This window comes from Acidovorax temperans (assembly GCF_028596105.1).
Taxonomy (GTDB): Bacteria; Pseudomonadota; Gammaproteobacteria; order Burkholderiales; family Burkholderiaceae_C; genus Acidovorax; species Acidovorax temperans.
On record NZ_CP117193.1, the window covers coordinates 4076555 to 4100801 of the forward strand.

Below are 24247 nucleotides of genomic sequence, written 5' to 3' on the forward strand. Positions count from 1 at the left end.
ACAATCGACAGCATTCCCTGGGGCGCGACACGCACACCCCAGCACTGAACGCCGGGGCCCCTGCGCAGGAGCCGCCGGCCTTTGTGAACAAGAGGACATCATGGGTATGAAGCATTGGTTGGCCGGCGTGGCCGTTGCGGCGTTTGCGGCAGTGGGCGCCTACGTGTACCTGGACACCGGCCGCACCGCCGCGCCCGAGAGCACCTTTGTGCTGCTCGACGGCTCCAGCCAGACCACGGCCGACCTGCGCGGCAAGGTCACGCTGGTGAACTTCTGGGCTACCAGCTGCACCACCTGCGTGGCAGAGATGCCCGAAATCATCGCAACCCACCAGAAGTTCAACAGCCGCGGGTTTGACACCATTGCGGTCGCCATGAGCTACGACCCGCCCAGTTACGTGGTGAACTTTGCCGAAACGCGCAAGCTGCCCTTCAAGGTCGCTATTGACAACACCGGCGCGGTGGCCAAGGCCTGGGGCGATGTGCGCCTGACGCCTACCACCTACATCGTCAACAAGCGCGGCGAGATCGTGAAAAGCTACGTGGGCGCCCCGGACTTCCCCGCCCTGCACCAGCTGATTGAAAAGCTGCTGGCTGAAAGCTGATAGCCCAGCACTTCCCCGCACCAAAAAGCAAAAGGCCCATTTCATACGAAATGGGCCTTTTGCGCCTTCTGGGCAAGCGCCAGCAGCTATCTTTTCAATAGCACCAACGAGCCACCAGCCAATTACTTGGAGCGGAACGCGTCGTGGCACGCCTTGCAGGTGCCTGCAGTCGCGCCGAACGAGGCCTTCAGATTGTCGAGGTTGCCGGTCTTGGCGGCGGCGGCGAGCTTGGTGGCTTCGGCCTGCAGCTTGTCAGCATGCTCCTTGTACTTGGCTTGCTCAGACCAGATCGCAGGCAATGCCTTGGTGGGCGCGCCCTTGTCGGTGCCCGCACCAAAGGCTTCCCATGGCAGCTTGGACATCACCGCCACGATGTCAGCGCTTTCCTGCGCAGCCTTGGCATCGAACGGTGCCTTGCCGTTGGCCATGGCACCGATGCGGCTGAAGTGCTGGCCCATCACGAAGAACGCGCTTTGGCGGTATTTGATGGCGTCTTCGGCTTTGGCGAACTGGGCAGAGGCCGGGGCCGACAAAACGGCTGCGGCGGCGGTAACGATGAACGCGGCAAGTTTTTTCATGGTGGGACTTCCTTGGTTGTTGTGGGCGGGAGGCCGTGGCCGTCCCGTGCGCAGTATGCCTGCTGCGGTTGACATTTGCAGGGCCCGCCACAGTGCCTGAGCGGCAGCCTCGGCGCCCCGGCTTCGCGCTAGCCCCGTAGTCACCGTCCTGCCGCACAATCGGGCTTCTCAACCCGGCCACGGAGTCTTCATGCCCACCCACACCATTCGCATCTGGGACCTGCCCACCCGTCTGTTCCACTGGCTGCTGGCCGCCAGCGTGGTGGCATTGGTGGTGACTGCCAAGGTGGGCGGCAACGCCATGGTGTGGCACTTCCGGCTGGGGTATGTGGTGCTGGCGCTGCTGGCGTTCCGCCTGGTGTGGGGCCTGGTGGGCGGGCGCTGGTCGCGCTTTGCCTGCTTTGTGCCCACGCCCGGCCGCCTGTGGCGCTACCTGCGAGGCAGCAGTGCCGAGGCCGATAGCGCAGGCCACTCGCCACTGGGGGCGCTGTCGGTGCTGGCACTGCTGGGGGTGCTGATAGCGCAGGTGGTCAGCGGGCTGCTCAGCGACGACGAAATTGCCTTTTCCGGGCCGCTCACCCGCTTCGTGTCGGGCGAATGGGTGGGCCGTGCCACCTGGTTCCATGCCGACGTGGGGCAATATCTCGTGATCGGCCTGGTGGTGCTGCACCTGCTGGCCATCGCCTACTACACGCTGGTGCGCCGCAAAATCCTGGTGCGCCCCATGCTGCATGGCGACAAAGACTTGTCCACTAGCGTGCCTGCATCGCGCGACAACGCACTCACCCGCGTGGCTGCTGCACTGGTGCTGGCGGCCTGCGCAGCGCTGGCGTGGTGGGTGGCGGGGCTGGGCGCGGTGTGAAGCGGCACCGTTCGACTGGTGGCACCCGGGGTTCTGGCCAGAAGCAGGGCGAGGGGATCAGCATCGCCTTTGCACGCCCACCTGCTATCGCAAAACCTTGCAACGTTTCCTGGCGCGCCCGAAGCTGCATCCTCATCGCGGCAGATGAAAATTGATCAAAAGTGGCTCTAGCGCTCATATGGAAAGCGCTAGCAGCTATGCTTTTAAGAGCATTTACTCACCGGTCTTCGACAGCCCGGAGAGCTTCGCTAAACTGCAGTTTTTCCCTGCCCGCTTCGTACCTTGGAAAAGCCCGCCGTTCTCCTGCGCCAGCCCAGCACGCCCCGCGACATGGAGCTGGTGCGCGACATCTTTCGCGAATACGCCCAAAGCCTTGCCATCGACCTGTGTTTTCAAGGCTTTGACGAAGAGCTGGCCGCCCTGCCCGGCGACTATGCCCCACCACGCGGCGCACTGCTGCTGGCCGAGGTGGAAGGCGCGATTGCCGGCTGCTGTGCGCTGCGCCCCCTGGACACGTCCGACTACCCCAACGCCGCAGAGATGAAGCGCCTGTACGTGCGCAAGGCCTTCCGGGGCTTTGGTCTGGGGCGCGAACTGGCCGAGGCCATGCTCGACTGCGCCCGCCAGGCCGGCTACGCCTGCGTGCTGCTGGACACACTGGACGACATGGAATCCGCCCGCGCGCTGTATGCCGACCTGGGGTTTGAGGAAATCCCCCCCTATTACCAAAGCCCCATTGCAGGCGCGCACTACCTCAAAGTGGAAATCGACTGAGGTGGTGGAGTTGGGTTGATCTACCAATCGAGATCACACCGCCGATCCGCTCAAAGGCACAGCCAGTGCCATGGCGCCCACGCTGGTCTGGGGCTTGGGAAAGAAGTCTGGCTTGGCAAGCTCTGTGGCACAGCACATGATCGTGCGGACTTCATCAAGAAACAATCCCATGCGTGTGCCAGCACGCCACCACTTGGGGTTGATGGCTGCGGCTTGCGCAGCCCGGCGTGTCAGGCACCCAACTTGCACCACTATTCGACTGGCCAAATGAGCATGAAAGGCAGTTGCAGCAAGCGCAGACAGCTCTGTTTTTCATAGCATATTAGGCGAGCATTCATGCGCCCCGGCAGCCGCCCATAAAAAAAGGTGGCCTGAGCCACCTTTTTCCTCTCCAGCGCCCCACGCATCGTGAGGCGCCTTTGCTCAACGCTCAAGCCTTGGCTTGGGCCAGCAAGGTAGCAGCGTCGCTCACCTCGAACTTGCCGGGCGCTTCGACGTTCAGCGTCACCACTTTGCCGTCGCGCACCAGCATCGAATAGCGGTTGCTGCGCAGGCCCAGGCCCTTGCCAGTCAGATCCAGGGTCAGGCCCGTCGCCTTGGCAAATGCTGCATCGCCGTCGGCGAGCATGCGCACCTTGCCTTCGGTCTTCTGGTCACGCGCCCAGGCACCCATCACGAAGGCGTCGTTCACGCTGACACACCAGATTTCATCCACGCCCGCAGCCTTGAACTCGGCGGCCTTCTCCAGATAGCCGGGGACATGCTTGGCCGAGCAGGTCGGCGTAAACGCTCCAGGGAGAGCAAACAGGGCAATGGTCTTGCCAGCAGTGGCTTTGTCTACCGGCACGGGGTTCGGGCCAATGCTGCAGCCTTCGCCTTCGACTTCCGAATACTCCATCAGCGTGGTTGCGGGCAGGCTGTCACCAATCTTGATCATTGCATCTTCTCCTTGAGCGAATCGCCGGGGCATCGAAAGCGGCCCCACAAAGCAAAACGGCCCACATTGTGGGCCGTTTTGAAAGGGCTTAGCTGCCTCAAGCCATTAAGGCTTAAACCAGGCTGGCCTTTTGCACCAAGCGGGTAGCAACCCAGTTCTTGGTCTTGGACAGAGGACGGCTTTCGGTAATTTCGATCACGTCGCCCAGCTTGTACTCGCCATTTTCATCATGGGCGTGGTACTTGCTCGACTTCGCAACGATCTTGCCGTAGAGCTCGTGCTTCACACGACGCTCGACCAGCACAGTCACAGTCTTTTGACGCTTGTCGCTGACCACCTTGCCAATCAAGGTGCGCTTGAGGGATTTTTTAGCTTCCGTCATGTCGGCTCCTTACTTGGCGGCTTGCTTTTCAGCAAGAATGGTCTTTGCACGGGCGATGGCGCGGCGAGTGGTACGCAGCGTGTTGGTGTTAGCCAACTGCTGGGTAGCCTTTTGCATACGCAGACCGAAATGGGCCTTTTGCAAGGACTTGATTTCGGCTTCGATACCGGCAACGTCTTTTTGGCGCAGTTCAGTAGTCTTCATTGCTTGTTCTCCTGAATTACGAGCCAATGTGACGGCTGACGAACGTGGTGCGCAGCGGCAGCTTGGCAGCAGCCAGGCGGAACGCTTCGCGGGCCAGTTCTTCAGGCACACCAACGATTTCGAACACGATCTTGCCGGGCTGGATTTCGGCCACGTAGTACTCGGGGTTGCCCTTACCGTTACCCATACGCACTTCTGCGGGCTTGGTAGAGATTGGCTTGTCCGGGAACACGCGGATCCAGATACGGCCGCCACGCTTGACGTGACGAGAAATCGCACGGCGTGCAGCTTCGATCTGGCGGGCCGTCAGACGGCCACGATCGGTGCACTTCAGACCGAAATCACCGAACGCAACCGAGGCACCTCGTGTTGCGACGCCGGTGTTACGGCCTTTTTGCTCCTTGCGGTATTTGCGGCGAGCAGGTTGCAGCATCTTTATTCTCCTTTGCCGTCCGCTGCTGTAGCGGGCGCGTCAGTCTTGCGAACGCGCTTAACGGCGGTTGCATCAGCGCCACCGGCACCGGCGGGCTTGTCGCTACCGTCAGCGGGAGCCACATTGGCGCCTACTGGACGACGGGGACCACGGCCTGCACCGGCACGGTCGCCACCTGGGCGGCCATCACGGCGTGGGCCACGTGGGCGACGCTCTTCTTCCGGACGTGGAGTTTCCACGGCTGGCAGATCGTTGCGGCCCAGAGTGTCACCCTTGTAGACCCAGACCTTGACGCCGATCACACCGTAGGTGGTCTTGGCTTCAGAGGTGCCGTAGTCGATGTCAGCGCGCAGGGTGTGCAGTGGCACACGGCCTTCGCGGTACCACTCGGTACGAGCGATTTCGATACCGTTCAGACGACCGGACGACATGATCTTGATGCCTTGGGCACCCAGACGCATGGCGTTTTGCATGGCGCGCTTCATGGCACGGCGGAACATGATCCGCTTTTCGAGCTGCTGGGTGATGCTGTCGGCGATCAGCTTGGCATCGATTTCAGGCTTGCGCACTTCTTCGATGTTCACTGCGACGGGCACGCCCAGACGCGACGCGAGTTCCTTCTTCAGGTTCTCGATGTCTTCGCCCTTCTTGCCGATCACCACACCAGGACGTGCCGAGTAAATGGTGATGCGGGCGTTCTTGGCAGGACGCTCGATCAGGATGCGCGAGACGGCCGCGTTCTTCAGCTTGGCCTTCAGGTACTCACGCACCTTGATGTCTTCAGCCAGCATGCCGGCGAAGTCACGGTTGCTTGCGTACCAGCGGCTGGCCCAGTTACGGCTAACCGCAAGGCGGAAGCCGGTAGGATGGATTTTCTGTCCCATAGTCTTCCTTGGCCTCAGTTACCAACCGTCACGTACACATGGCACGTGGGCTTGCTGATGCGATTGCCGCGGCCTTTGGCGCGCGCGGTGAAGCGCTTGAGCGTGGTGCCTTGTTCGACGTAGATGGTCTTGACCTTCAATTCGTCGATGTCAGCGCCATCGTTGTGTTCTGCATTGGCGATTGCCGACTCCAGAACCTTCTTGACGATTCCCGCAGCTTTTTTCTGCGTGAAGTTCAGGATGTTCAGAGCCTGGTCCACTTTTTTGCCGCGGATCAGGTCCGCAACCAGACGGCCCTTGTCGACCGACAGACGGACGCCCCGGAGGACTGCACGTGTTTCAGACATGGTCGTTCCTTACTTCTTCGCTTTTTTGTCAGCGGGGTGACCCTTGAAGGTGCGCGTCAGGGCGAATTCGCCCAGCTTGTGGCCCACCATCTGGTCGGTGACGTAGACAGGCACGTGCTGCTTGCCGTTGTGCACGGCAATGGTCAGACCGATGAACTCGGGCAGAACCATGGAGCGACGCGACCAGGTCTTCACTGGCTTCTTATCCTTGGTGGCGACGGCCTTTTCGACCTTGGCCAGCAAGTGATGGTCAACAAATGGACCCTTTTTGAGAGAGCGAGTCATCTGTTACCCCTTACTTCTTGCGACGCGACACAATCATGACTTGTGTGCGCTTGTTGTTACGGGTGCGATAACCCTTGGTCAGATTGCCCCAAGGATCGACTGCATGGCGGCCTTCGCCGGTGCGGCCTTCGCCACCACCGTGAGGGTGATCCACAGGGTTCATGGCCACGCCACGAACCGTAGGACGAATACCCATCCAGCGCTTCACACCGGCCTTGCCCAGTTGGCGCAGGCTGTGTTCTTCGTTGGCTACTTCGCCAATGGTGGCGCGGCATTCGATGTGGATCTTGCGCACTTCGCCGGAACGCATACGCACTTGGGCGTAGATGCCTTCACGGGCCAGCAGCGTAGCCGAAGCACCTGCCGAGCGAGCGATCTGAGCACCAGCACCGGGCTTGAGCTCGATGCAGTGGATGGTCGAACCCACAGGGATGTTGCGGATAGGCAGCGTGTTGCCTGCGCGGATCGGGGCTTCCGAACCAGAGTGCAGGGTTGCGCCGACTTCCAGGCCACGGGGAGCGATGATGTAACGACGCTCGCCGTCGGCGTAGCACACCAGAGCGATGTGGGCCGTACGGTTTGGATCGTATTCAATGCGCTCAACCTTGGCGGCGATGCCGTCCTTGTTGCGCTTGAAGTCCACGACGCGGTAGTGGTGCTTGTGACCACCGCCCTTGTGGCGTGTCGTGATGTGACCGTTGTTGTTGCGGCCAGCCTTCTGGAACTGAGGCTCCAGCAGAGGCGCGTAAGCTTCACCCTTGTACAGGTGGTCACGGGTAACCTTCACCACAGCACGTTGGCCGGGCGAGGTAGGTTTCATCTTGATAACGGCCATGATTACGCAGCCTCCCCGGACAGGTTCAGCTCTTGACCTTCCTTCAGCCGAACGTAAGCCTTGCGCACGTTGTCGCGACGGCCCACAGTCTTGCCAAAGCGCTTGGTCTTGCCCTTGGTGTTCACCACGGAAACGCCCTTCACCTCGACCTTGAACAGCAGTTCAACAGCTGCCTTGATCTCAGGCTTGGTAGCGTTCTGCAGCACCTTGAATGTCACAGCGTTGGACTTTTCAGCAACCATGGTGGCCTTTTCGGACACGATGGGAGCGACCAACACTTGCATCAGACGACCTTCGTCAAACTTGAGTGTGCTCATGCGAACATCTCCTTGAGTTTGTCGATTGCACCCTTGGTGACGAGCACTTTCTTGAAACGCACCAGCGACACGGGGTCTGCATAACGCGGCTCAACGACGAGCACGTTCACCAGATTGCGCGAGGCCAGGTACAGGTTTTCGTCCACTTCATCGGCAATCACCATCACCGATTGCAGGTTCATCGCTTTGAACTTGTCGGCCAGGACCTTGGTCTTGGGGGAATCAAGCTTCAGCGAATCGACCACCGCCAGACGGCCTTCACGGGCCAGCTGCGACAAAATCGCAGACATGCCAGCGCGGTACATCTTCTTGTTGATCTTCTGTGTGAAGTTTTCGTCAGGCATGTTCGGGAAAATCCGACCACCCCCGCGCCACAGAGGCGAGGAAGTCATACCAGCACGTGCGTTACCCGTACCCTTTTGCTTGAAAGGCTTCTTGGTAGAGTGACGAACTTGTTCGCGGTCTTTCTGAGCGCGAGTGCCTTGACGGGCGTTGGCCTGGTAGGCCACCACGATCTGGTGCACCAGATCTTCGTTGTATTCACGACCGAACACGGTTTCTGGTGCTTCGAACTTCGAAGCAGCCTGACCTTGGTCATTCAGGAGTTCGAGCTGCATTAGTTCGCTCCTTTGGCAGGTTTGGCCTTGACAGCGGGACGCACAGTCACGAACCCACCCTTGGAACCAGGAATAGCGCCCTTGATCAAGAGCAGTTGACGCGCTTCGTCGATGCGAATGACATCGAGGTTTTGCGTGGTCTTGGTGACATCACCGAGGTGACCTGTCATGCGCTTGCCAGGGAACACGCGACCTGGGTCTTGTGCCATACCGATCGAGCCTGGCACGTTGTGCGAACGGCTGTTACCGTGCGACGCACGTTGCGAAGCCATGTTGTGGCGCTTGATGGTACCGGCGTAGCCTTTACCAATCGAAGTGCCTTGCACGTCGACCTTTTGGCCCACGGCAAACACGTCCGCCACGGGCACAGCAGCACCTGCGGCGTACTTGCCAGCAGTTTCAGCAGTCACGCGGAATTCTTGGATGATTTCACCGGCTTCCACACCTGCCTTGGCAAGGTGGCCGGCTTCTGGCTTGGTCACACGCGAAGCTTTGCGCGAACCGAACGTGACCTGCAGGGCCACGTAGCCATCGTTCTCTTGGGTTTTGACCTGGGTAACGCGGTTGTTAGAAACATCCACCACTGTGACAGGCACTGCGTCCCCATCATCAGTGAACAGACGCATCATGCCCACCTTGCGACCCAGCAACCCCAGGGAGTTGCTCAGACTCATTTGTTTCTCCAAAACTCTCACCGCTGTGACTTCAATTGGCCTCAGCGTTTGCGCGCCAGCGCGTGAAAGAAGGTTAATAAAACCTCGCCCCTCTGCATGCGCAAAGAAGGCGAAGCCCTAAAGTATAACGCGGACTGCTTTTTCAAGCAAGTCCGCGTTACAAACCATCAGGCGAGCCCTGGCGAGCCCACCTTCAGGGGATTACTGCAGCTTGATTTCGACGTCGACGCCGGCAGGCAAATCGAGCTTCATCAGGGCATCCACAGTCTTGTCTGTGGGGTCCACGATGTCCATCAGACGCTGGTGCGTACGGATTTCGAGCTGGTCGCGGCTGCTCTTGTTGACGTGAGGCGAACGCAGAATGTCGAAACGCTTCATGCGTGTTGGCAGGGGCACGGGGCCCTTGACAATGGCGCCGGTGCGCTTGGCAGTGTCAACGATCTCGGCAGCGGACTGGTCAATCAGCTTGTAATCGAACGCCTTCAGGCGGATGCGGATTTTTTGCTTGGACATGGTGTCTCCTTGATTTGCTTAAAAATTAAGCAATGATCTTGGCAACCACGCCAGCGCCCACGGTACGGCCGCCTTCGCGGATAGCGAAGCGCAGACCTTCTTCCATGGCGATGGGGTTGATCAGCTTCACAGTGATCGACACGTTGTCACCAGGCATCACCATTTCCTTGTCGGCTGGCAGCTCGATGGCGCCAGTCACGTCAGTCGTACGGAAGTAGAACTGAGGACGGTAGTTGTTGAAGAAGGGAGTGTGGCGGCCGCCTTCGTCCTTGCTCAACACATACACTTCAGCGGTGAAGTGGGTGTGGGGCTTGATCGAGCCGGGCTTGCACAGCACTTGGCCGCGTTCCACGTCTTCGCGCTTGGTGCCGCGCAGCAGCAGGCCCACGTTGTCGCCAGCTTGACCTTGGTCCAGCAGCTTGCGGAACATTTCCACGCCAGTGCAGGTGGTCTTTTGCGTTTCGCGGATACCCACGATTTCGATTTCTTCGCCGACCTTGATGATGCCGCGCTCAACGCGACCGGTCACCACGGTACCGCGACCGGAGATGGAGAACACGTCTTCCACGGGCATCAGGAAAGCGCCGTCCACTGCACGCTCAGGCGTGGGGATGTACGTGTCCAGAGCTTCGGCCAGCTTGTCGATGGCTTGTTCGCCCAGAGGACCCTTGTCGCCTTCCAGAGCCAGCTTGGCGGAGCCGCGCACGATGGGGGTGTCGTCGCCTGGGAAGTCATACTTGTCCAGGAGTTCGCGCACTTCCATTTCGACGAGTTCGAGCAGCTCTTCGTCGTCCACCATGTCGCACTTGTTCAGGAACACGATGATGTAGGGCACGCCCACTTGGCGAGCCAGCAGGATGTGTTCACGGGTCTGGGGCATTGGGCCGTCAGCGGCGGAGCACACCAGGATGGCGCCGTCCATTTGAGCGGCGCCAGTGATCATGTTCTTCACATAGTCAGCGTGGCCGGGGCAGTCCACGTGAGCGTAGTGGCGGTTAGCGGTTTCGTATTCAACGTGGGCAGTGTTGATGGTAATGCCGCGTGCCTTTTCTTCGGGCGCTGCGTCGATTTCATCGTACTTCTTGGCTTCGCCGCCGAACTTGGCAGACAGCACGGTTGCGATAGCAGCCGTCAGGGTCGTCTTGCCATGGTCCACGTGACCGATCGTGCCCACGTTGACGTGGGGCTTGGTGCGTTCAAACTTACCTTTTGCCATTTTTTTCTCCAAAGAGCTATGCCGGTGCCGGGTTTAACGTCTGCATGCGGTTGCTGATTCGACCCGCACCGGCCACAGGGCGGCACCGCATCGCAGACATACTATGAATTTGATAGCTGCTAGCGCTTGCAGCACAAGCGCTAGCAGCCAGTTTGGCTGTTAGACCAAAGACGCCATTACTTGGCGCGGGAAGCCATGATGGCTTCCGACACATTGCGAGGAGCTTCAGAGTAGTGCTTGAACTCCATCGTGTAAGTAGCACGACCTTGTGTGGCCGAGCGCAGCGCAGTCGAGTAGCCGAACATTTCCGACAGCGGCACTTCAGCGCGGATGGCCTTGCCACCGCCTGGGATGTCGTCCATGCCTTGCACCATACCGCGGCGGCTCGACAGGTCACCCATCACCGTACCAGCGTAGTCTTCAGGCGTTTCCACTTCCACAGCCATCATGGGTTCCAGGATGACGGGACCGGCCTTCTTGCAGCCTTCCTTGAAGCCGAAGATAGCAGCCATCTTGAACGCCAACTCGTTCGAGTCCACATCGTGGTACGAACCGAAGTGCAGAGTAACCTTGACGTCCACCACGGGATAGCCAGCCAGCACGCCTTGCGTCACGGCTTCGTGGATACCCTTTTCCACCGCTGGGATGAACTCGCGAGGCACCACACCGCCCTTGATCGCGTCGACGAACTCGATGCCCTTGCCGGCTTCGTTGGGTTCGATCTTGAGCACGACGTGACCGTACTGGCCCTTACCACCGGACTGGCGCACGAACTTGCCTTCGGCTTCTTCCACCGTCTTGCGGATGGTTTCGCGGTAGGCCACCTGAGGCTTGCCCACGTTGGCTTCCACGCCGAACTCGCGCTTCATGCGGTCCACAATAATTTCCAGGTGCAACTCGCCCATGCCGGAAATGATGGTCTGGCCCGATTCTTCGTCGGTGCGCACGCGGAACGATGGATCTTCTGCGGCCAGACGACCCAGAGCGATACCCATCTTTTCTTGGTCAGCCTTGGTCTTGGGCTCCACGGCCTGCGAAATCACAGGCTCAGGGAACACCATACGCTCCAGGATGATCTGCGAATTCACATCACACAGCGTTTCGCCGGTGGTCACTTCCTTCAGACCCACGCAGGCAGCGATGTCACCGGCGCGGATTTCTTCCACCTCCTGGCGCTCGTTAGCATGCATCTGCACGATACGGCCGATACGTTCCTTCTTGCCCTTGATAGGGTTGTAGACGGTATCGCCCTTGGTCAGCACGCCAGAGTACACGCGCACGAAAGTCAACTGACCAACGAAGGGGTCGGTCATCAGCTTGAACGCCAGCGCAGAGAACTTCTCGTTGTCGTCGGCCTTGCGCGTCACAGGCTTTTCGTCTTCATCGGTACCAGCTACATCAGGGATGTCCGTAGGTGCTGGCAGGTAGTCGATCACGGCGTCCAGCATGCGTTGCACGCCCTTGTTCTTGAACGCGGTGCCGCACAGCATGGGGTGGATTTCCGTAGCGATGGTACGGGTGCGCAGGCCCTGCTTGATTTCAGCTTCGCTCAAGTCACCTTCTTCCAGGTACTTGTTCATCAAGTCTTCAGAGGCTTCAGCAGCAGCTTCAACCATCTTTTCGCGCCACTCTTTGGCGGACTCCACCAGATCAGCAGGGATGTCCTGGTAGGTGAACTTCATGCCTTGCGAGGCTTCGTCCCAGATGATGGCCTTCATCTTCAGCAGGTCCACCACGCCGGTGAAGGTGTCTTCAGCGCCGATTGGGATCACCACGGGCACGGGGTTGGCCTTCAGGCGCAACTTCATTTGCTCGTAGACCTTGAAGAAGTTGGCACCGGTACGGTCCATCTTGTTCACAAAGGCCAGACGTGGCACCTTGTACTTGTTGGCCTGGCGCCAAACGGTTTCGGACTGAGGCTGCACGCCACCCACTGCGCAGTACACCATGCAAGCGCCGTCCAGAACGCGCATGGAGCGCTCCACTTCAATCGTGAAGTCCACGTGACCGGGGGTATCGATGATGTTGAAACGGTGCTCGGGGTAGGTGTTGTCCATACCCTTCCAGAAGCAGGTCGTGGCAGCCGAGGTGATCGTGATACCACGCTCTTGCTCTTGCTCCATCCAGTCCATGGTGGCAGCGCCATCGTGCACTTCGCCAATCTTGTGGCTCACGCCCGTGTAAAACAGAATACGTTCGGTGGTCGTGGTCTTGCCAGCGTCAATGTGGGCCGAGATACCGATATTGCGGTAGCGCTCGATGGGGGTATTGCGAGCCATGGTGGATCCTTGATGGGTCGTATTGGGGAGGGTGTCGGGCTGCCATACTGGCAAGAAAGCCCGTCAATTTTGTGACTGCCTGAAATCGACACAAGGCTGCAGGCAAATACGCCAGCAGCCTTGGGCCGATATCAGGACAAATCCGCTTTTTAGAAGCGGAAGTGGCTGAATGCCTTGTTGGCTTCGGCCATGCGGTGCACTTCGTCACGCTTCTTCATGGCGCCGCCACGGCCTTCGGTGGCTTCGAGCAGCTCGTTGGCCAGACGTTGGGCCATCGACTTTTCACCACGCTTGCGGGCGGCTTCCTTAATCCAGCGCATCGACAGGGCCAGACGGCGGACAGGACGCACTTCCACAGGCACTTGGTAGTTGGCACCACCGACGCGGCGGGACTTCACTTCCACCATGGGCTTCACGTTGTTGATGGCAACGGTGAAGGCTTCCAGAGGGTCCTTATCGGGGTGCTTCTTCTCGATCAGTTCCAGGGCACCGTAAATGATGCGTTCTGCAACCGCCTTTTTGCCGCCTTCCATGATCACGTTCATGAATTTGGACAGCTCAACATTACCGAACTTTGGATCCGGCAGGATTTCACGTTTGGGGACTTCGCGACGACGTGGCATTTTTTACCTCTATCTTTGCTTCAGTTGGCATCTTTTCAGACACCGCGAGAGCCAATGAAGGACTCCCACTTACTCGACCCGCGCAGAACACCTGCGTTTGGGGTCACTACGCTGCACCTCCGCGCCACGCGGAAAAACAGCACCGAAAATTCTTCAGACCGAAAGGGCCAGGGCTTACTTGGCCTTTGGCTCTGGCTAATTATTTAGCCTTTGGCTTTTTAGCGCCGTACTTGGAGCGGGCTTGCTTGCGGTCTTTCACGCCTTGCAAGTCCAGCGAACCACGCACGATGTGGTAACGCACACCTGGCAAGTCCTTGACACGACCGCCGCGAACCAGCACCACGCTGTGTTCTTGCAGGTTGTGGCCTTCACCGCCGATGTAGGAGATCACCTCAAAACCGTTGGTCAGGCGCACCTTGGCGACCTTACGCAGAGCGGAGTTAGGCTTCTTAGGCGTCGTGGTGTACACGCGAGTGCACACGCCACGGCGCTGTGGAGAGTTTTCCATCGCAGGGCTCTTGGACTTGGTCTTTTCGACCTCGCGCCCCTGACGGACCAATTGATTAATGGTTGGCATGAAATACGTCCCTAAACGTGAATTTGCTTCGTGAAAGCGAAAACGTGAATCCCTTCGGAAATTCCGAAAAGCCTTCTAATGTATCAGGCTAGCGCACAAGAGGCAAGTGCGGCGCAGTTTGGGCGCTGCGCCATGCGCTTGCTCCTTGGCCAATGCGACTGTGGGGTCACTTGATCCACAGACGGATGGCGTCCCAGGCGCGGCCCAGGAAGCCTGCCTGCTCGACCCCCTCCAGCGCAACCAGAGGCACTTCGGCCAAGGTCTGCTCACCCAGCGCCACCTTCAAAGAGCCAACAGCCTGGCCCTTGGTGTATGGAGCCACCAGGGGGTCTGGGCGCGAGATTTCTGTCTTGATCTTGCCAGCACTGCCCGAGGGCACCGTCACCACGATGGCTTCGGGACGGCCGATCTTCAGAACGTTCTCAGCGCCCTTCCAGAGGGCTGGCGTGGCCACGGGGGTGTTGGCTTCAAAGAGTTTGACGGCATCGAAGGCGGTGTAGCCCCAGTTCAACAGCTTCTGGCTTTCGTTGGCGCGCGCATTCTCGCTGGCCGTGCCCAGAACGATGGACAGCAGGCGGCGCTGGCCCACGTTGGGGAAATCGCGCTTGGCGGTGGCGACCAGGCAGTAGCCAGCCGCTGCGGTGTGACCCGTCTTGAGGCCGTCCACCGTCGGATCACGGAAGAGCAGCATGTTGCGGTTGGTGCCGTTCGAGGGAGGCGTGCCGGGGTAGCTGTACTGCTTGGTGGAGTAGTAGTGCATGTACTCCGGGAAGTCTTTCATCAACCGGCTGGCCAGCACGCTCAGGTCGCGCGCGGTGGTGACGTGGCCGGGCTCGGTCAGGCCTTCGGGGTTTTTGTAGCTGGTGCCATTCATGCCCAGGGCCTTGGCCTGGTCGTTCATCAGCTTGACGAAGTTTTCATACGTGCCGCCCACGCCTTCGGCCAGCGCCACGGTGGCGTCGTTGCCCGACTGGATGATCATGCCCTTGAGCAGGTCGTCCACCGACACCTGCATCTTGGGGTCGATGAACATGCGCGAGCCGGGCATCTTCCAGGCGCGCACACTCACGGGCAGCTTCTGGTCCAGCGTCACTTTCTTGGCACGCAGCGCGTCAAACACCAGGTAGCCCGTCATCAGCTTGGTCAGCGATGCCTGCTCCACCGGCGCGTCGATGTCCTTGGCCGCCAGCACCTGGTTGGCGGTCACATCCACCAGCATGTAAGTACGGGCTGCGATTTCCGGGGGTTGGGGCACCTGCTGCGCCAGGGCGCCAAAAGCGGCGGGGGCAACAGCAGCAAAAAGGGCCAGGGATCGCAGGGCGGGCAGGATTCGTTTCATGGAGCGTTCAGAGATGCAGCCAACGGCTGAGAGGATGGAGAAGTAGGATCGATGCAGCAGCACGCGCTGCTGCAAAAGGCTTTGGGCAGAGTCAGCCGGCGCACAGAGGTTCCGCCAGCGCGGCCGATCTCTTTTCAGAGGGCCGACTGCAGGTGCCTGACCACAAGATTTTTCAGCAGCGGCAATTGTCCGTGAAAGAAATGCCCGCCTCCGGGCACGACTGTCACAGGGAGTGTCTGGGGGCGCGCCCAGTCCATCACCGCGGACAAGGCCACGGTGTCGTCTTGCTCGCCATGCACCACCAGCGTGCGCAGATGGGCTTCGGGCGGCACGGGCGCCACCGTGAAGCGGCTGGCGGCCGTGCCCACCAGCACGGCGCGGTCGATGTGCCGCTGGGGCCACAGTGTGGCCAGCGCGTGGCTGGTGACGAATGCGCCAAACGAGAAGCCCGCCAGCGCCAGCGGTTGCGCGCCGTCACCCGCAGGGGCCACCTGCTCCACCACGGCCAGCAGGTCTTGCAGCTCGCCCCGGCCTTCATCGTGCACGCCCTGGGTGGCGCCCACGCCGCGAAAGTTGAAGCGCACCGCCGTCCAGCCGCATTGCACAAAGGCACGGGCCAAGGTTTGCACCACCTTGTTGTCCATGGTGCCGCCGAACAGGGGGTGGGGGTGGGCAATCACCGCCACTCCCCGAGGTGCGCCGCCGTCGGGCACGCTGGCTGCGTCGCGGGTCACTTCAATGGCACCGGCAGGGCCTTGCAGCGTCAGTCGTTCTGTCTGTGAATTCACGTTTGCTATGTTTTTAATAGCTGCTCGCGCTTATTCATCAAGCGCCAGAGGCCATTTTTAGGCTCTTCTAGCGAATAGTAGTGATGGAAATCGCCGCACGTCTGTAAACGACGATTTCGACGTACGACATTTATCGAGTGCATCACTAGCATTCGCTAGAAGAGCCCATTTTTATCAAAAAACCAATCACCGACCCAGCTCAGGCGGCACCAGCAGGCGCTCCACCACCTGACCGTTTTTCAGGTGCGACTCCACGATCTCGTCGATGTCGCTGGTGTCCACAAAGGTGTACCAGGTGCCTTCAGGGTAGACCACAGCCACGGGGCCCGCGGCGCAGCGGTCCAGGCAACCCGCCTTGTTCACACGCACTTTGCCGGTGCCCGCCAGACCAGCGGCTTTCACCTGCGCCTTGCAGTGGTCAAACCCAGCCTGGGCGTTGTGGTGGGCACAGCTGTCTTCGCCATTGGTGCGCTCGTTCAGGCAGAAGAAGATGTGGCGCTGGTAATAGCCCGGCGCGGCGGAAGTGGGTTGGGTGGGTTCGCTCATGGGGGTATTTTAGGGATGGGCGTCTTTGCGCGAGACGCGCACCAGCACATACAGCAGCGCCACATAAGGCCAGAGCCAGCCCAGCCACTGGCCCAGGCCATAAAAACGGATGAAGCGCCCCTGCTCCCATTGCATCAGGGTCTGCGCAAAATAGACACTGGTGGGCGCCTGGTTCAGCAAGGCCAGGTGCCACACCAGTGCCACCAGCAGCACGGCCGCGCTGGCCCGGCGCGGCAGCATGAGCAACAGCACCGCCATGCCCGCGGCCGCCCACACACCCACGCGCACGGGCTCGTCCAGCCAGCCCCAGGCGTGCGCGGGGCCCCAGCTCAGCGCCGCAGACAGTGCCGTCACCGCCACCCCGATCACCAGCACCCCCGTGGCAAACACCGCCCGCCGCCCCACATGGCGGATGACGCAATAGCCCAGCAGGCTGGGCACCAGCAAGCCCAGCATCACGCACAGCGCTTCACCGCCGGGCGACAGCGGCTCCAGCACGGTTTCCCGCATGGGCATCCAGTCAATGAAGGGAGTGTCTTCCAGCGCCTGCTCAATCGCCGCCTCCAGCCGCTCCAGCACCTGCCCAAGGCCAAACGGCACGGCAGCGGGGAACAACAACGCAGCAGGCCACAAGGCCATCAGCACCAGCGCCCCGCGCGCATCCGGCACAAACCAGCGGCCCCGGAACAGACTCCAACGGTCGATGGCCCCCCAGCGCTCCAACAGCGCCGCCAGCAAGGCGCCCAGCCATGTGCCCGCAGCATTCAGCACCAGATCGAGATTGGAAGGGACACGCCGCGGCAGGTAGATCTGTAGGAACTCCATGGCCAGCGACAGCAGCGAACCCGCCAGCGCGGCCCAGCACACGGCGCCGCGCGTCCAGCCCGTGCGCAGCAAGGCCAGGGCCAGCAAGAAGCCCAGAGGGGCGTATCCGATCAGGTTGGACGTGACGTCAAAGCCCGTCCAATAAGGCGGAGGCAGCGGCGCCGCCAGAAACATCCAGGGCTCCAGCCCCTGGGCGCGCCAGCCTGAAAAAGGGAACAGACTGGCAAAAACGATCAAAACGGCATAAATAGCCGCCAAAGGCCAGGCTGAGGTCTTGTGCAACGGCGCAGGCCTCCGTCCCTGTCAGAAGGGTTTGACGACCACCAGCACCACCGCAATCAGCAGCAGCACCACAGGCGCTTCGTTGAACCAGCGAAACCACACATGGCTGCGCTGGCTTTGGCCGTTGGCCAGCTTGCGCAGCAGCACGCCGCAGGCGTGGTGGTAGCCCACAACCAGCAAAACGATGGTGAGTTTGGCGTGCATCCACCCATTGCCCGGGCCTTGCAGGCCAATGCCATACCCCAGCCACAGCCACAGCCCCAGCGCCAAGGCGGGCACCGCCAGAATGGTGGTGAACCGCAGCAGCTTGCGCGCCATCAGGAGCAAGCGCTCACGCTCTGCCCCCGAATCGGGTGCCACCATGGCTAAATTGACAAAGATGCGTGGCAGATAGAACAGACCGGCAAACCAGCTGGCCACGAAGACGATGTGAAAGGCTTTTACCCAGAGCATGCGGGCAGTTTAAGCGCCCCGCCCGCCGCCCGGCGGCAGGGTGGCGTTTTGCCCCTCTTTTCAAAGCCGCCGGGGCAAAAAAAAGCCCGGCACAAAGGCCGGGCTGAGAAGCCCCTGAATGCGTGGAGCATCCAGTGAGCCCCGCTCAGGGAGGAAAAAGCGGGAGGCAGAGGGCTGCCCGGAATCAAATTTAGCATTAAGTACAGAAAGTTACAAGCCCTCGCAATTAGTTGCTCCAATCCAAGGGGCTTTCTGCGTGCCTATTCCGCGCTTGCAGATGCAGATCAGGCCCTTGCCCGGCAGATAGGGCACAATTTTCGCCATGCACCTCCCTACTTCTGCCCCCTTCCCCCAGAACCGCCCCCGCCGCCTGCGCCGTGACGCCTTCACGCGCCGCCTGGTGCGTGAGCATGCGGTGTCGGTCAACGACCTGATCTACCCCGTGTTTGTGCATGAGGGAACGCAGCGCAGCGAAGCCGTGAGCTCCATGCCCGGCGTGGAGCGCCTGAGCCTGGACTTGCTGCTGCCCGTGGCAGAAGACTGCGTGAAGCTAGGTATTCCGCTGATGGCGCTGTTCCCGGCCATTGACCCCGCGCTCAAGACGCCCGACGGCCAGGAAGCGCGCAACCCCGATGGCCTGATTCCGCGCGTGGTGCGGGCCCTGAAGAAAGAATTCCCCGACCTGGGCGTGATGACCGATGTGGCGCTGGACCCCTACACCAGCCACGGCCAGGATGGCGTGCTGGACGAGACCGGCTACATCATCAATGACCAGACGGTGGAAATCCTCACCGCCCAGGCCCTGACGCATGCTGAAGCGGGCGTGGACATCGTGGCCCCCAGCGACATGATGGACGGCCGCATTGGCGCCATCCGCGAGGCGCTGGAAGTGCAAGGCCACATCCACACCCGCATCATGGCCTACAGCGCCAAGTACGCCAGTGCCTTCTACGGCCCCTTCCGCGACGCGGTGGGAACCCGTGGCGCCCTGGGCAAGGCTGACAAGAACGTGTACCAGATGGACCCCGGCAACAGCGACGAAGCCCTGCGCGAAGTGGCCCTCGACATCGCCGAAGGTGCGGACATGGTGATGGTCAAACCCGGCATGCCGTACCTGGACATCGTGCGCCGCGTGAAGGACGAATTCCGCGTGCCCACCTTTGCCTACCAGGTCAGCGGCGAGTACGCCATGATCAAGGCCGCCGCCGCCAACGGCTGGCTGGATCACGACGCCGTGATGATGGAAAGCCTGCTGGCCTTCAAGCGCGCGGGCGCTGATGGCGTGCTGACCTACTTTGCCCGCGACGTGGCGCGATTGCTACAAAAGTAATAGCAGTTCTGTGAAGCAGGAACAGCGGCAACCGCCCGTTTCACCCAGCAGCGCAGCGGGCGCACGGCCGCTGCGCATCTTCCACATCCAGCCCACGGGGGTGGCCGAACTGTCGGAGCTTCCCGAGGCGCCGCCCGCCAGCGGCTTTCTGTGGCTGGCCTGCGCGCGTGCCGCCTTCCAGGAACAGCTGCCCACCCTGCAGGCCGCCTTGCAACAGCTCGCCGGCATGCAGCTGGTGGATCTGCATGTGTCGGACCTGCTCAACGCACAGCTGCCCTCGCGCTACGACTACACCTCGCAGTACGACCTGCTGGTGTTCAGGCGCCTGGCCACCACCCCGCACGCAGCCCCCCCTGACGAGCCATCGCCCACCGACGCCGCCCACCCGGCCAAGCGGTCTGGCCCGCTGGTGCTGCGCCGCATCGACACCAACCCCGTTGGCTTTGCGCTGCTGGACCAAGTGCTGCTGACCGTGCACCCGGCCGACTGCGCCGTGCGGGAAGCCTATGCGGCGCGGCTGCTGGCCGCTGCGCCCGCAGACCCGCGCGAAGGCCGCATGCCCACGCCGGGCGCGCGCTTGCCTGCCAGCCCGGCCGACCTGATGCTGCGGCTGGTGAACACCATGGTGGACGGCTACCTGGACTTGCGGCGGGACCTGACCCGGCAGCTCGACCACTGGCAGACCGAGCTGCTCAAGCCGCGCGCCCGGTTTGTGAACTGGAGTTCGCTGCTCGATGCCCGCATGGCGCTGCACAACCTGGACGAAATCTGCGAAGACCAGCGCAGTGCCATTCAGGACTGGATCGACACGCTGGAAACCTGGGCCCCGCCCGATACACCCGCCGGTGCGCGGGAGCTGGACCTGCTGAAGGTGCGCAGCCGCGACGTGCTGGAGCACATCGAACGCGTGGTGCACCACGTGCGCCGGCTGGAGCAAAGCACCGAAACGGCGGTGCAGATGCATTTCTCGGTGCAAAGCAATCGCACCAACGACATCATGCGCACCCTCACGGCGCTCACCGCCGTCTTCCTGCCACTGAACCTGATCGCGGGCATCTTCGGCATGAATTTCGAGTTCGTTCCGCTCATCCATAAGGCCGATGGCTTCTGGTGGGCGGTGGCGTCCATGCTGGCCATCGCTGTGGCGTTGGTGGCGCTGTTCTGGCGCAAGCAATACCTCTCGCGCACCCGGCAATAAGCGTCTGTTCGAAGAGCGGCGTGCAAGTCGTACGACAGGCGTAACAACGACGCCAGAGGAGTATTGTTCGCCGCTCCTGGTCCTGCTTGGGCTGCAGGGCCCTCCGGGCAAGCTTCAGCGCGTCCCCCGAAGAAGTGCGCCATTAGAAGCCCTCGCCTGTAAAGCCCCGACGCCACAGACACACATATGCGTCGATGTAGATCGACACTCCAGGCTGGAACCTGTGACGCGCAAGCCACGACCGTTTTGCGACCACAGAACCAGCGCAACCACACCTCACGCGGCACGCAAGGCAGCTGCCCGCTGTGGAAATCAACTCGCCGCTCTCCCGCCCTCACCAGCGCAGCATGTGAGAGCGCTGGGCCGCCGCCAGATCACAAATCCCAGCGATTTGGCACGCGATGCATTACCCGCACGGTGTCCGAATTTTGTGTGGCAGCAACCCACACAAACGCGTCCCGTATTGTCAGCGTTGTGCCAAAAGGTTAACAAACGCAACAACGTTTGACGCTCGTCAAGCCGCACCCCGGGGGCTGGGTAATCTCGACCGCGCACTTCAATCAATCCCTCCTCATGAATCAAATCGCCATTGGAAAACGCCTCTGCCTGGGCTTTGGCTTGCTGTTGGCCCTGTCGCTGCTGGGCACCTTGCTGGGAGTGTGGCAATTGCACACCGCCTCCGTGTCCACCCAAGCCGTGATCGAACAACCGCTGGCCAAGGAACGCCTCATCAGCGACTGGTACCGCCTGATCCACACGGCCGTACGCCGCACCACGGCCATTGCCAAAAGCAGCGATGCGTCCTTGTCGACCTATTTTGCAGAAGAGCAGAAGCTCTCGGCCAGCACCACCACCGACATTCAGAAAAAGGTCGAAGGCTTGATGCAGACCGACGCAGAGCGCGCTCTGTTCAGCGACATCAGCGCGCTGCGCCGCAACTACACCGAAGCCCGCGACGAAGTGATCCGCCTGCGCCGCGACGGGCACAGTGAACAGGCCGATGCACTGCTGGAATCGCGCTTCGTGCCTTCAGCCAAGCAGTACATGACCCGCGTGGAAGCGCTGATGGAAATGCAGCGCAAGGCACTGGACGAATCTGCCGCGCCCATCAAGGCCGCGAACGACAAGGCCCGCTACTGGCTGATCGCGTTGGGCGCCATTACCATTGGCTTGGGCATGGTGCTGGCCGTCACCATCACGCGCAGCATCACCCTGCCGCTGAGCGATTCAGTGGCTGTAGCCGACACCATTGCCCATGGCGACCTGACCACCGAGGTGGTCAGCACCCGCAGCGACGAAGCCGGTCAGTTGCTGCGCGCCCTGGCAGACATGCAGCACTCGCTGGCCTCGGTGATCGGACAGATCCGCAGTGCGGGCGACCAGATTGCCAGCGCCAGCGACCAGATTGCCGGGGGCACGCAAGACTTGTCGTCGCGCACCGAACACACGGCCGCCAACCTGCAGCAGACAGCGTCGTCCATGGAGCAGTTCACCGCCACCGTGCAACAGTCGGCAGAGGCCGCCCGCACCGCCAGCACGCTGGCTTCCTCTGCGGCTGAAGTGGCATCGCAAGGTGGCAGCATCGTGGCCCAGGTGGTGGAGACGATGGAAGACATCCACACCAGCTCGCGCCGCATTGCGGACATCATCGGCACTATCGATGGCATCGCCTTCCAGACCAATATCCTGGCGCTGAACGCTGCCGTGGAAGCCGCCCGCGCCGGTGAACAGGGCCGTGGCTTTGCCGTGGTGGCTGGCGAAGTGCGCAGCTTGGCCCAACGCAGCGCCGAGGCGGCCAAGGAAATCAAGGGTCTGATCTCCAGCAGCGTGGAGAAGGTGGGCCAAGGCACGCAGCTTGTGCACAACGCCGGGGCCGCCATGCAGAACATCGTGAGTTCGGTGCAAAGGGTGACGGAGGTGATAGCGCACATCGCCGCCAGCGCCCGCGAGCAATCTGACGGCATTGCCCTGGTGAACGACGCCATCGCCCAGCTCGACCAGGCCACCCAGCAAAACGCCGCGCTGGTGGAAGAGTCTGCCGCTGCCGCGCAAAGCCTGCGGGAGCAGGCCTATCGGCTGGCGCAAGCTGCGTCCACCTTCAAGGTGGCTGACACCGCAGCGCCGCTGCACCGCCCTGCGATGGGGCACGATCAGCCACGGCTTGCAGCAGCCTGAGCGGACGCTGCGGCCGCTGCACTCAGTTCTTGCGGTCTGGGCTGACGACAGACACCCCCAGCAACGCCGCTGCATTGCCCCAGGCCACGCGCTGGGCCACATTGGCAGGCAAGCCACCCAGCCAGGTGCGGTAGTCCCGCATCTGCGCCTCGTAGTGTTGCCAGCGCTGGTTGCCCCAGGTGTCTGAGCCAATCACAAAACGGGTGGGGTGCTTGAGCAGCAGGTCGCGCCACTCGGGGCACAGTTGCCCACCATCGCACACCAGTCCGGGGCGGTACGACAGCTCGCCCACCAGGCCGGGGTAGCGGGCCAGCAGCGCATCGACCCGCGCAACCGGCACGCCGCCAATGCCCGTGTGGGCCCAGATGAGGCGCACCGACTGGCCCTGGCTGGCGGTGTGCGCCATCAGCAGGTCAATCGCCACATCGTCCACATGCGCCAGCACCACCAGGCGGCGCTGCTCGGCCAGTTGCATCAGCTTGCGGGCCACGGGGCCGTTGGCGTCGGCACTGTCGTACAGGTGGAATTCGCCAATGCCGCGGTACGGGCCCGCTGCGGTGCCGCGCTCCAGTTCGGCCAGCACCATGTCGTAAATGGATTCGTCGCGGGGCCAGCCGGTGTAAGGGCCTGTTCACCCTATTTTTGCCAGTGCGAACGAGGCCAAAGCCACGCCAATCTAGGCGCGTGACGACGCCAAGGCCGGGGCCTTGGCTAGGAGTGCAACGACGAGTGGCGTGGCTTTGGCCTCGTTCCCTTCGGGTTGCGCCCCCAAGGGCCATTCGCGGCGTTGCCAAGTCTCGCTGGGGCGGCCTAGGAGTGCAACGACGAGTGGCGTGGCTTTGGCCTCGTTCCCTTCGGGTTGCGCCCCCAAGGGCCATTCGCGGCGTTGCCAAGTCTCGCTGGGGCGGCGCCCCAGCTGCACTTGGCGCCTAGCGCCTGGCCCTTGGGGATCGCAACGCATCTGGCAAAAATAGGGTGAACAGGCCCTCAGCCCGATTGCGGTACAGGCGCACAAAGGGCACCACCCCAATGCCTGCCTCGCGCATCTGCGGCAGGGCCGCCAGCGCCAGCGAGCCCGCATTGGGCCGCGAATTGGCGACGATGGCCCGCACCCCGCTGGACTGCATGCGCGCCAGCACATCGGCGGGCGGGTGGGGGCCTGCCGTGCCGTTCCAGGCCTCTTCGTTGTAGTGCAGGTGGGCGTCGAACAGGGGGCCGGTGTAGTCGGCCGCCTGGGCTGCGCTGGCAAACGCTATCAAATAAATAGCTGCCAGCGCTTTCTGCAAAAGCGCTAGAGGCCTAAAAGGCTTGAATTTTGCAATGCAGCTGGCCATAGCGCCCCCCGGTTGAATGCAATGCCCCACCGTGCT

The 24247-nt window shown here is 61.6% G+C and carries 29 protein-coding genes and 2 pseudogenes; 6 read left to right on the forward strand and 25 right to left on the reverse strand.

Annotation, left to right across the window (positions count from 1 at the left end; genetic code table 11):
* Positions 1 to 100: 100 nt before the first annotated feature.
* Positions 101 to 604, forward strand: a complete 504-nt coding sequence (locus PQV96_RS19090) for a TlpA disulfide reductase family protein (RefSeq protein ID WP_066698686.1) — start codon at positions 101 to 103, stop codon at positions 602 to 604.
* 122 nt (positions 605 to 726) lie between these two features.
* Here the strand turns inward: PQV96_RS19090 and PQV96_RS19095 are convergent, their stop codons facing one another.
* The gene (locus PQV96_RS19095) at positions 727 to 1182 is read right to left on the reverse strand and encodes a c-type cytochrome (protein WP_142085448.1); all 456 of its coding nucleotides are present in this window, start codon (positions 1180 to 1182) and stop codon (positions 727 to 729) included.
* A 190-nt stretch (positions 1183 to 1372) separates the two neighbouring features.
* On the opposite strand from PQV96_RS19095, the gene PQV96_RS19100 reads away from it, so the two are divergent.
* Together PQV96_RS19100 and PQV96_RS19105 are read left to right on the forward strand one after the other, a co-directional pair.
* Positions 1373 to 2044, forward strand: a complete 672-nt coding sequence (locus PQV96_RS19100) for a cytochrome b/b6 domain-containing protein (protein ID WP_273623898.1) — start codon at positions 1373 to 1375, stop codon at positions 2042 to 2044.
* Between the two features lie 282 nt (positions 2045 to 2326).
* On the forward strand, positions 2327 to 2818 hold the full coding sequence (locus PQV96_RS19105; protein WP_044397421.1) for a GNAT family N-acetyltransferase: 492 nt from the start codon (positions 2327 to 2329) through the stop codon (positions 2816 to 2818).
* Between the two features lie 33 nt (positions 2819 to 2851).
* Here PQV96_RS19105 and PQV96_RS19110 read toward each other — a convergent pair whose 3' ends face one another.
* The 22 genes from PQV96_RS19110 to PQV96_RS19215 form a co-directional block, all read right to left on the reverse strand.
* Entirely contained in the window at positions 2852 to 2989 is a 138-nt protein-coding gene (locus tag PQV96_RS19110) for a hypothetical protein (protein ID WP_273623899.1), read from the reverse strand.
* Between the two features lie 259 nt (positions 2990 to 3248).
* Positions 3249 to 3755, reverse strand: coding sequence for a peroxiredoxin (locus tag PQV96_RS19115; protein ID WP_044397423.1), 507 nt, complete (start codon positions 3753 to 3755; stop codon positions 3249 to 3251).
* A gap of 112 nt (positions 3756 to 3867) precedes the next feature.
* Complete coding sequence (gene rpsQ / locus PQV96_RS19120; RefSeq protein ID WP_066698693.1) at positions 3868 to 4137, reverse strand: 30S ribosomal protein S17; 270 nt, start codon at positions 4135 to 4137, stop codon at positions 3868 to 3870.
* A gap of 9 nt (positions 4138 to 4146) precedes the next feature.
* Positions 4147 to 4341 carry a 50S ribosomal protein L29 gene (gene rpmC / locus PQV96_RS19125; protein WP_044397427.1) on the reverse strand — a complete coding sequence of 65 codons (195 nt, stop codon included), beginning with the start codon at positions 4339 to 4341 and terminating at the stop codon, positions 4147 to 4149.
* Positions 4342 to 4357: 16 nt separating this feature from the next.
* Positions 4358 to 4774, reverse strand: a complete 417-nt coding sequence (rplP, locus tag PQV96_RS19130; RefSeq protein ID WP_007847799.1) for a 50S ribosomal protein L16 — start codon at positions 4772 to 4774, stop codon at positions 4358 to 4360.
* 2 nt (positions 4775 to 4776) lie between these two features.
* Positions 4777 to 5658, reverse strand: coding sequence for a 30S ribosomal protein S3 (gene rpsC, locus PQV96_RS19135; protein WP_207373634.1), 882 nt, complete (start codon positions 5656 to 5658; stop codon positions 4777 to 4779).
* 14 nt (positions 5659 to 5672) lie between these two features.
* Complete coding sequence (gene rplV / locus PQV96_RS19140; protein WP_007847806.1) at positions 5673 to 6005, reverse strand: 50S ribosomal protein L22; 333 nt, start codon at positions 6003 to 6005, stop codon at positions 5673 to 5675.
* 9 nt (positions 6006 to 6014) lie between these two features.
* Complete coding sequence (rpsS, locus tag PQV96_RS19145) at positions 6015 to 6290, reverse strand: 30S ribosomal protein S19 (RefSeq protein WP_010467177.1); 276 nt, start codon at positions 6288 to 6290, stop codon at positions 6015 to 6017.
* Positions 6291 to 6300: 10 nt separating this feature from the next.
* Complete coding sequence (rplB, locus tag PQV96_RS19150) at positions 6301 to 7125, reverse strand: 50S ribosomal protein L2 (RefSeq protein WP_044397443.1); 825 nt, start codon at positions 7123 to 7125, stop codon at positions 6301 to 6303.
* Between the two features lie 2 nt (positions 7126 to 7127).
* A complete protein-coding gene (gene rplW / locus PQV96_RS19155; RefSeq protein ID WP_044397448.1) occupies positions 7128 to 7442 on the reverse strand; it encodes a 50S ribosomal protein L23 in 315 nt (104 codons plus the stop codon).
* Positions 7439 to 8059: a 50S ribosomal protein L4 gene (gene rplD, locus PQV96_RS19160; protein ID WP_024813775.1), complete on the reverse strand. Its 621-nt coding sequence runs from the start codon at positions 8057 to 8059 to the stop codon at positions 7439 to 7441. The genes rplW and rplD overlap by 4 nt, the downstream gene beginning before the upstream one ends.
* A complete protein-coding gene (rplC, locus tag PQV96_RS19165) occupies positions 8059 to 8733 on the reverse strand; it encodes a 50S ribosomal protein L3 (RefSeq protein ID WP_044397454.1) in 675 nt (224 codons plus the stop codon). The genes rplD and rplC overlap by 1 nt, the downstream gene beginning before the upstream one ends.
* Before the next feature lie 201 nt (positions 8734 to 8934).
* Complete coding sequence (gene rpsJ / locus PQV96_RS19170; RefSeq protein ID WP_044397456.1) at positions 8935 to 9246, reverse strand: 30S ribosomal protein S10; 312 nt, start codon at positions 9244 to 9246, stop codon at positions 8935 to 8937.
* 25 nt (positions 9247 to 9271) lie between these two features.
* On the reverse strand, positions 9272 to 10462 hold the full coding sequence (gene tuf / locus PQV96_RS19175; protein ID WP_207373633.1) for an elongation factor Tu: 1191 nt from the start codon (positions 10460 to 10462) through the stop codon (positions 9272 to 9274).
* A 176-nt stretch (positions 10463 to 10638) separates the two neighbouring features.
* Positions 10639 to 12741 (reverse strand): elongation factor G, encoded by a 2103-nt coding sequence (gene fusA / locus PQV96_RS19180; RefSeq protein WP_207373632.1) that lies wholly within the window; start codon positions 12739 to 12741, stop codon positions 10639 to 10641.
* Positions 12742 to 12890: 149 nt separating this feature from the next.
* Positions 12891 to 13364, reverse strand: coding sequence for a 30S ribosomal protein S7 (rpsG, locus tag PQV96_RS19185; protein WP_005798541.1), 474 nt, complete (start codon positions 13362 to 13364; stop codon positions 12891 to 12893).
* A gap of 199 nt (positions 13365 to 13563) precedes the next feature.
* A complete protein-coding gene (gene rpsL, locus PQV96_RS19190) occupies positions 13564 to 13941 on the reverse strand; it encodes a 30S ribosomal protein S12 (protein ID WP_015012185.1) in 378 nt (125 codons plus the stop codon).
* A 166-nt stretch (positions 13942 to 14107) separates the two neighbouring features.
* Positions 14108 to 15280, reverse strand: coding sequence for a D-alanyl-D-alanine carboxypeptidase family protein (locus tag PQV96_RS19195; protein ID WP_207373631.1), 1173 nt, complete (start codon positions 15278 to 15280; stop codon positions 14108 to 14110).
* A gap of 134 nt (positions 15281 to 15414) precedes the next feature.
* The gene (locus PQV96_RS19200; RefSeq protein WP_207373630.1) at positions 15415 to 16068 is read right to left on the reverse strand and encodes an alpha/beta hydrolase; all 654 of its coding nucleotides are present in this window, start codon (positions 16066 to 16068) and stop codon (positions 15415 to 15417) included.
* Positions 16069 to 16254: 186 nt separating this feature from the next.
* Entirely contained in the window at positions 16255 to 16614 is a 360-nt protein-coding gene (locus PQV96_RS19205; protein ID WP_044397477.1) for a (2Fe-2S) ferredoxin domain-containing protein, read from the reverse strand.
* Positions 16615 to 16623: 9 nt separating this feature from the next.
* Positions 16624 to 17721, reverse strand: a complete 1098-nt coding sequence (locus PQV96_RS19210) for a VanZ family protein (protein WP_207373629.1) — start codon at positions 17719 to 17721, stop codon at positions 16624 to 16626.
* Positions 17722 to 17742: 21 nt separating this feature from the next.
* Positions 17743 to 18174, reverse strand: coding sequence for a CopD family protein (locus PQV96_RS19215; protein WP_142085430.1), 432 nt, complete (start codon positions 18172 to 18174; stop codon positions 17743 to 17745).
* Positions 18175 to 18496: 322 nt separating this feature from the next.
* Between PQV96_RS19215 and hemB the strand changes: the two genes are divergently transcribed.
* From hemB to PQV96_RS19230, 3 genes are all read left to right on the forward strand, one after another.
* Entirely contained in the window at positions 18497 to 19504 is a 1008-nt protein-coding gene (gene hemB, locus PQV96_RS19220) for a porphobilinogen synthase (protein ID WP_207373628.1), read from the forward strand.
* Between the two features lie 70 nt (positions 19505 to 19574).
* Positions 19575 to 20702 carry a magnesium transporter CorA family protein gene (locus PQV96_RS19225; protein WP_207373648.1) on the forward strand — a complete coding sequence of 376 codons (1128 nt, stop codon included), beginning with the start codon at positions 19575 to 19577 and terminating at the stop codon, positions 20700 to 20702.
* A gap of 573 nt (positions 20703 to 21275) precedes the next feature.
* Positions 21276 to 22877: a methyl-accepting chemotaxis protein gene (locus tag PQV96_RS19230; RefSeq protein ID WP_207373627.1), complete on the forward strand. Its 1602-nt coding sequence runs from the start codon at positions 21276 to 21278 to the stop codon at positions 22875 to 22877.
* A gap of 22 nt (positions 22878 to 22899) precedes the next feature.
* Here PQV96_RS19230 and PQV96_RS19235 read toward each other — a convergent pair.
* Together PQV96_RS19235 and PQV96_RS19240 are read right to left on the reverse strand one after the other, a co-directional pair.
* Positions 22900 to 23499 (reverse strand): annotated as a pseudogene (locus PQV96_RS19235) (amidohydrolase family protein); the annotation flags it as partial.
* Positions 23500 to 23863: 364 nt separating this feature from the next.
* Positions 23864 to 24163: pseudogene (locus PQV96_RS19240) on the reverse strand (amidohydrolase); the annotation flags it as partial.
* Between the last annotated feature and the right edge of the window lie 84 nt (positions 24164 to 24247).